Source organism: Protofrankia sp. CiP1_Cm_nod4, assembly GCF_982290645.1.
Window position 1 is genome coordinate 29,665 of record NZ_CEVIVC010000022.1, and the last position, 6,856, is coordinate 36,520.

The 6,856-nt window shown below is 72.3% G+C and carries 7 protein-coding genes and 1 pseudogene; 2 read left to right on the forward strand and 6 right to left on the reverse strand.

Translation table 11 applies throughout. The features are described from left to right. Positions 1 to 210: 210 nt before the first annotated feature. Positions 211 to 1,098, reverse strand: a complete 888-nt coding sequence (locus tag AC5LSR_RS06930) for an acyl-CoA thioesterase (RefSeq protein ID WP_250291835.1) — start codon at positions 1,096 to 1,098, stop codon at positions 211 to 213. Between the two features lie 49 nt (positions 1,099 to 1,147). Beyond that, entirely contained in the window at positions 1,148 to 2,242 is a 1,095-nt protein-coding gene (locus AC5LSR_RS06935; protein ID WP_493468261.1) for a FadR/GntR family transcriptional regulator, read from the reverse strand. Between the two features lie 408 nt (positions 2,243 to 2,650). Here AC5LSR_RS06935 and AC5LSR_RS06940 point away from each other — a divergent pair, with 408 nt between their 5' ends. Then, positions 2,651 to 3,070, forward strand: coding sequence for an organic hydroperoxide resistance protein (locus AC5LSR_RS06940; RefSeq protein ID WP_250286474.1), 420 nt, complete (start codon positions 2,651 to 2,653; stop codon positions 3,068 to 3,070). Between the two features lie 105 nt (positions 3,071 to 3,175). After that, entirely contained in the window at positions 3,176 to 4,441 is a 1,266-nt protein-coding gene (locus AC5LSR_RS06945; RefSeq protein WP_250291827.1) for a carboxylate-amine ligase, read from the forward strand. A gap of 44 nt (positions 4,442 to 4,485) precedes the next feature. Here the strand turns inward: AC5LSR_RS06945 and AC5LSR_RS06950 are convergent, their stop codons facing one another. The 4 genes and pseudogenes from AC5LSR_RS06950 to AC5LSR_RS06965 form a co-directional block, all read right to left on the reverse strand. Then, positions 4,486 to 5,067: a VOC family protein gene (locus AC5LSR_RS06950; protein ID WP_493464612.1), complete on the reverse strand. Its 582-nt coding sequence runs from the start codon at positions 5,065 to 5,067 to the stop codon at positions 4,486 to 4,488. A 174-nt stretch (positions 5,068 to 5,241) separates the two neighbouring features. Further along, a complete protein-coding gene (locus AC5LSR_RS06955) occupies positions 5,242 to 5,784 on the reverse strand; it encodes an outer membrane protein assembly factor BamB family protein (RefSeq protein WP_493468262.1) in 543 nt (180 codons plus the stop codon). Further along, positions 5,744 to 6,748: pseudogene (locus tag AC5LSR_RS06960) on the reverse strand (outer membrane protein assembly factor BamB family protein); the annotation flags it as partial. The pseudogene AC5LSR_RS06960 and the gene AC5LSR_RS06955, both read right to left, overlap by 41 nt. Then, positions 6,670 to 6,856: hypothetical protein (locus AC5LSR_RS06965; protein ID WP_493468263.1), on the reverse strand; the 187-nt coding region annotated here is incomplete at its 5' end. The pseudogene AC5LSR_RS06960 and the gene AC5LSR_RS06965, both read right to left, overlap by 79 nt.

Sequence of the window (6,856 nt, forward strand, 5' to 3'; positions counted from 1 at the left end):
CCGAACACGGCAGAGCACGGCCGAACACGGCAGAGCACGGCCGAACACGGCAGAGCACGGCCGAACACGGCCGAATACGGCAGAACACGGCAGAGCACGGAGAAACACGAGAACGTGACCGGGGCGCCACTGGCCGTTGGCCGACGCCGGGTGCCCACCATGCGCTCGGCCGGGTCGGTGGATCGGCGGGGCCCGCCTACATCCTCACTGTCAGGAGTGGAGGCGCATCAGGCCTTCCTGGGCGACTGAGACGACGAGCCGGCCGTCGGCGGTGTATATCTCGCCGCGGGCGAAGCCGCGGGAGCCCGCGGCCGACGGGCTGTCCTGGATGTAGAGCAGCCACTCGTCCGCGCGGAACGGCCGATGGAACCACATGGCGTGATCGAGGCTGGCCAGCGAGATCGTCCGGCCGTCCGTCGACCGGTGGGGAAGCAGGGTCGTCGTGATCAGCCGCAGGTCGGACGCGTACGTGACCGCGCAGACGTGGTAGAGCGGGTCGGCGGGCAGCGTCCCGCGGGCGCGGAACCACATCCGCTGGTACGGGCTGTGCGGCTCCCCATGCGAGGACCACACGGGCTGCTGGACGGAGCCGTCCGCGCCTTCGGTCGGTACGAGCCGGACGTCGAGGTACCGGGAGAAGAAGGGCTCGACGCTCCCGCCGTTCGGCAGGGACCACTCGGGCAGCTCTTCGGGCAGGCTGACGGGCAGCTCGTCGGGCGGCGCTGCCGGCGGCATGGGTGACTGGTGCTCCGGGCCGTCGGTGACGCGCTGGAAGGAGGCGGACAGGTGGAAGATCGCCCGGCCGTGCTGGATGGCGACCACCCGCCGGGTCGTGAACGACCGTCCGTCACGGATCAGATCCACATCGTAGACGATCGGCGCGCCGGGATCGCCTGGTAGCAGGAAGTAGGCGTGCAGCGAGTGCACCGGGCGATCAGGGGCGACCGTCCGGCCGGCGGCGATGAGCGCCTGCGCCGCGACGTGGCCCCCGAACACCCGGGTCGGCGCCGTGTGCCACGACCAACCGCGGAAGATGTTGGTTTCGATGCGGTCGAGGTCGAGGACCTCGACCAGGGAGTCGGCCTCGGCGCGCGTCACCTGATCCACATTACCCATCCGGTGGCGGCGCTTCATCGAACAATGGCACTCAGGGGATTTCGGCTTCCCGTGACGCGGCGGAGGCGGCACCGGGCCGTCGATGGTCCTGGGCCGGCCCGGGGATTTCGGCTCGCGGGTCGACGACAGTGGCCGGGGCGCGCCCGGGGGTGGGCGTCGTCGCCAGCAGGTGATCCCGCCACAGCGCCTCGGCCTCGTCCGCCGCGCCGGCCTCGACCAGGGCGACCAGTTGCCGGTAGGTCTGGCGGCCGTCGTCCTCGGCCGCCGGTGCGCCCGGCTGTGCCGTGCTCCCACCGCTGCTGCCGGCACCGGCACCGGCGCCCGATGCATCCTCGCGCGCCATGCCGATGATGTGACGCAGCATCCCGGCGAGCACGATCAGGGTCTGGTTGCCGGCGAGTTCCACCAGCAGGTTGTGGAAGTCCGTCACCGCGGAGCATGACGCCGCGGGGGCCCAGGCCTCCCGGGCTGGCTGGCCGGCGGGTGCCGTGAGCGCGGTGGCCAGGTCGGGCCGGGTGCGGGCGGCCGGCCGGTCCGCCGCCGGGGGGCCGGCGTCCGCCGTGGCCGCCTCGACGGCGGCGAGCGCCGCCCGCAGCCTGGCCAGGTCCTCCTCGGTGTGCCGCTGCGCGAGCCGGCGGACGCAGGGCGGCTCGAGCAGCGCCCTGGCCTGGTGGACGTCGGCGATGGTGGTGCCGCGGTATTCCAGGACGAGCGCGGCGTAGCGGGCGGCGACGTCACCGTTGGGTGTGTGGACCCGGGCGCCGCCGTGTGCCCCGCGCCGGACGCTGATCAACGCTTCGGACTCCAGGACGCGGAAGGCCTCCCGCAGGGTCGGGCGGGAGACCCCGAACTGCTCCATCAGCACGGCTTCCGGGGGCAGGGCGTCCCCCTCGACCAGTTCGCCCCGCACGATCTGGCGCCGCAGGCGGGCGGCGACCAGCTCGGCGGTCTTGGGGACGCGCACCCGCCGGCCGACGTGGCCCTCGCCGGCCGGCGACCTGCCGGGGTCGTCGCCACGCCCGCCGGGGGGCGGGCCGGCCGACGGATCAGACGTTCTGAGACCGCCGGGCCCCCCGATGCCCCCCGGGCCGTCCGTTGCGATATTGGTTGCGTTCAGTAACACCATGATGGTCCCCCTCGGAGAGATCCGGCTGCGGCGGGCAGCGCGTGGCCCGCTGGCGGTGGTTCGGCTCCTTCGCCCAGAAGATCACATTGTTGTCGCCGGCGATGTCACCAGAAGTACTGGCGAGGTTGCATTGTGACACTACTGGTCACAGTCACCTGCAAGGGGTGCTGTCATGGCTACAAGTAATGACTATTTGTAATCGATGTTCATCGAATCTTTACTAAAAGTAATCGTTCAGAGTCTTTTTGTCATCGTTTGGCGGCGCTGAACACCATGTGGCGATCCGAGCGGATCGGTGCGCTGCGTGAGTCACCCGGACGAAAAAGGTGCCGGCCGGTGTTCCACCCGGATGATCCAGATCGTGCGCGTCGCGCGCGGGCCATCGGATCCACACCTGAGGAGATCGTGATGACGGCTCTGTACACGGCTGAGGCCACCGCGTGGGGCGGGCGTGCGGGACGGGTGGCGTCCAGCGACGGGCGGGTGGACCTGAACCTGTCCCTGCCCAAGGGGCTCGGCGGCGACGACGGCCCCGGCACCAACCCGGAGCAGTTGTTCGCCACCGGTTACGCCGCATGTTTCCACAGCGCGCTCAAGGCGGTCGCCCGGCGGGCGAAGGTCGATGTCTCCGCGTCGGCGGTCACCGTCCGGGTCGAGATCGGCCCGGACGACGACGGGTTCGCCCTCGCCGTCGCGATCGAGGCCGAGATCGAGCAGGTCGACCGGGACGTGGCCGCCACGCTCGTCGAGCAGGCTCACGCCCTGTGCCCGTACTCCAGGGCGACCCGGGGCAACATCGTCTCCACCGCCACCCTCGTGGACAGCTGACCGGGTGGCCGGCTGGCCGGCTGGCCGCTGGCTGACCGGCCAGCGGGTGCTGGCCAGCCGGTCGTGGGCTGCCCGGGACACCGTATGGTCGTAGCGTCTTCATCCATGGGCGACGCGCACATTGCCACCGTCGGTGTCGAGGAGGAGTTCCACCTCCTGGACCTCGCCTCCCGGCGGCCTGTGCCGCGGGCTCCGGCGATCCTCGAGCGCCTCGCGAAGGAGTGTTTCACCGCCGAGCTGCTGGCGTCGGTGGTGGAGTCCAACAGCCGCCCGTGCACCGACCTGGCCGACCTGCGCAGCAGCCTGCTCCAGCTGCGGCGCGAGCTGGTGGCGGCCGGCGAACCGCTCGGGCTCGGCCCCGCGTCCGCGGGGACCGTCCCGCTGGCCGGCCGGGACACGCCCAGCATCAGCCGGTACCCGCGCTACCAGCGGATGCTCGCCGACTACCAGCTCCTCGCCCGGGAGCAGTCGATCTGCGGCGCGCAGGTGCACGTCGAGGTCGCCGACCGCGATCTCGCGATCGCGGTGGCCGCGTGGGTCGCGCCGTGGCTGCCGGTGCTGCTGGCGGTGTCGGCGAGCTCCCCGTACTGGCAGGGCACGGACAGCGGCTACGCGAGCGTGCGCACCCTGGTCTGGCAGCGGTGGCCGACCGCCGGCGTCACCGGGGCGTTCCGCACGGCGGCCGAATACGACCAGGCCGTCACGGATCTGATCACATCCGGGGTGATCAGCGACCCGGGGATGGTCTACTTCGACGTCCGCCCCTCCGCGCACCTGCCCACCGTTGAGCTGCGGGTCTGCGACGCGTGCCCGGACGTCGACACCGTCATCCTCGTCGCCGGCCTGTTCCGCGCGCTCGTCCGCCGGGCCACCCTGGCGGTCGGGGCCGGTGCGCCGGTCCCGCCACGGCGGACGGAACTGCTGCGGGCGGCCACCTGGCGGGCGGCCCGGTCCGGGATCGAGGGTGACCTCGTCGACGTGGCCGCGGCGGTACCGGTACCGGCGGGGGACCTGCTGTACCGGCTGGTGGACGAGGTGCGCGCCGAGCTCGAGCACGCCGGCGACTGGGAGCTGGTCCGCGACCTCGCCGGCCAGGCCGTCGGCCGGGGCAGCGCCGCGGCCCGGCAACGGCGGGCCTTCACCCGCCGCGGACACCTCACCGACGTCGCCGACCTCATCCTCACCGAAACCCGCCAGGCCGCGGACGCGGCGGATGTGGCGCATGCGGCGGATGTGGCGCATGCGGCGGATGTGGCGCATGCGGCGGATGTGGTGGGTATTACGGATGACACGGTGAACACGGCGAGTGCGTCGCGTCCACCGGCCGCAGGCCCGGCCTCGGTCTCGGGGCGAGGCGGCGGGACCGTCTGAACGGCCGGCCGGCCGGCCCGGGCCCGCCGCGTCCGAGCCTCGCGTCAGACCGTGACGCCGAGCGGGACGGAGATCCCGAGGCCGCCGCGGGTGCCCGCGCCGTAGCGCGCCTTCTCCCTGGCGATGTCCAGCGGCCGGGTACCGGCGCGGTTCGCGACGGCCGCGGCGTCGTCGAGCAGGTGCGCGGGGACCACCCAGACGACCTCGAACTCCAGGCCGTCGGGGTCGTGGGCGTACAGGCTCTTGGTGGTGCCGTGGTCGGACGAGCCGACCAGCGCCCCCGCCGCGACGAGCCGGCGGGCCGCATCCTCCAGGTCGGTGAGGGTACCGACCTCCCAGGCGATGTGGTACATGCCCACGGCCGACCGGCCGGCCGGCGAGCTGCCGGCGGCCGCGCCGAGCTCGAACAGGCCGATGTCGTGGTCGTTGGTGGAGTCCGGCGCCTGCAGGAAGGCGGCCCGGCCGGGGATCGTCATCGTCACCCGGAAGTCCAGGACGTCGGTGTAGAAGGCGGTGGTACGCGCGACGTCACGGACATAGAGGACGACGTGGTTGAGGCGGTGGATGCCCATGATCTCCTCCTCGGGCCGTTCGGCGCCCGGGCGCTGTCCGGTAGCGCCTGGCACGGTCGGGCACTGTCTGCGGTCGGGCGCTCGGCCGGACGCCGCCGTGCGGATGGCACCGTGCGGGCGGCATGCCGTTGAGCGTTCAACTATCTTGACGGTACCCCGTTCGTTCCCGCTGTGTCCGGGTTGTCGGGGACGATCTCGTGACCGGAATTTCACGACCGGGATCCGTGGTCACGGGCCGGCGCCGGTGGCCGCGTCCAGCGCGTAGACGTTGTGGTCCAGGCTGCCGACGTAGAGCAGGCCGTTCTCCACCACGGGTGAGGAGTCGTCCACCGGGGCCCGGGTGGCGAACTTCCATCGTTGCTCGCCGGTGACGATGTCCACCGCGTACACATAGCGGTCCCGGCTGCCCACGTAGACCAGATCGCCGGACACGGTGGGCGAGGAACGGATGCCGTTGCCGGTGTGGAACCGCCAGCGGGTCCGGCCGGTGTCCGCGTCCAGCGCGTACAGGTTGCCGTCGTCGCTGCCCACGTACAGCACCTTGTCCACCAGCGTGGGCGTGGAGACCACGCCGTTGTCCGCGGTGAACTGCCAGGTCGGGGTGCCGTCCGAGGTCTTCAGCGCGTAGACGTTGTGGTCGTCGGCGCCGATCCACAGCATGCCGCCGGAGACGGTGGGGGAGGAGTCGACGCTGCTGCCGGTGGTGCGCCCAGCGTTTCCGGCCGGTGGCCGCGTCCAGCGCGTAGATGTTGCGGTCGCGGCAGCCGACATATACCCCACCGCTGACTACTGTTGGTGACGAATTGAACCAGTCATCGCCGGTGAAGCGCCAGAATTCGCGGCCCGTGGCCGTGTGGACCGCGTACAGGTTGCGGTCACGGCAGCCGATATAGACCACCCCGTCGACCACGGTCGGAGAGGAGTGCATCACCGCCCCGGCGCGGAAGCGCCAACGCGGCTGCCCGTCCGTGACATCCACCGCGTGCAGGTAGGCGTCGTTGCAGCCGACGTAGACCGTGTCGCCGGCGACCGCCGGGGACGACGTGACCGCCCCGTCGGTGGCGTACCGCCAGCGTTCACGGCCGGTGACCGCGTCGATGGCGTACAGGTGGTGGTCGTTGCTGCCGATGTAGACCACACTCGCCTCGACCGCGGGGGAGGAGTACACCTCGTCACCGGTGGTGAAGACCCACGGCCGTGGGCCGGCGGCGCCATCGGCGCCATCGGAACCGAGCAGGCGCACCGCCCCCCACGTGCCCGCCCCGGCCGCCGCGGCCACGGCGATGGCGCCACCCGCCCGCAGCAGGGCCCGCCGGTGCGGCCGCGCAGGCACAGGCACAGGCACAGGCGCGGGCGCAGGCCGGTCACCGGTGTGCTCCCGGTCCGCGTGGCCGGTACGACCCGTGTACCCACGGTCGGTGCGATCCGCGTGTTCGTAGTCGCTACGGCCCGCGTATCCATAGCCGGTGCGACCTGTGTGTTCCTGGCCGGCGCTGGTACCTGCCCGGCCGGCGCGGCCGTCCGATGAGGACGGCTCCCACGGTAACGGCGGTGTCGGCGAGAGCGGGGGGGAGTGCCGCCCCGGCGGGCTGGAGATCGGCTCCCGGGAGGTGGGCGGCGGCCCGGGCCGCGCCGGTGACCCCGGCGGCGTCCTGGTCAGGGCCGCGCTGTCCCGGTCGGCCGCGTCCGCCGGTATCCGGCGGTCCCGAGCCTGGTCCGTCTCGCCCTGTCCCATCCGGGCCTGTCCCGCTCCCGCTTGTACTCCGGGTGACCGTCCACCAGGAAGGGGTGGCTTTCTGTCGAGAGCAGATGGCTGTCCGCCAGAGACGGCTGGCTGTCCGCC

Excerpts from the sequence above, each read along its gene's own strand:
- AC5LSR_RS06940 (WP_250286474.1), top strand. The coding sequence starts at position 2,651 with ATGACGGCTCTGTACACGGCTGAGGCCACCGCGTGGGGCGGGCGTGCG.
- AC5LSR_RS06945 (WP_250291827.1), top strand. The coding sequence starts at position 3,176 with ATGGGCGACGCGCACATTGCCACCGTCGGTGTCGAGGAGGAGTTCCAC.
- AC5LSR_RS06935 (WP_493468261.1), bottom strand. The coding sequence starts at position 2,242 with ATGGTGTTACTGAACGCAACCAATATCGCAACGGACGGCCCGGGGGGC.
- AC5LSR_RS06955 (WP_493468262.1), bottom strand. The coding sequence starts at position 5,784 with ATGTCGGCTGCCGCGACCGCAACATCTACGCGCTGGACGCGGCCACCG.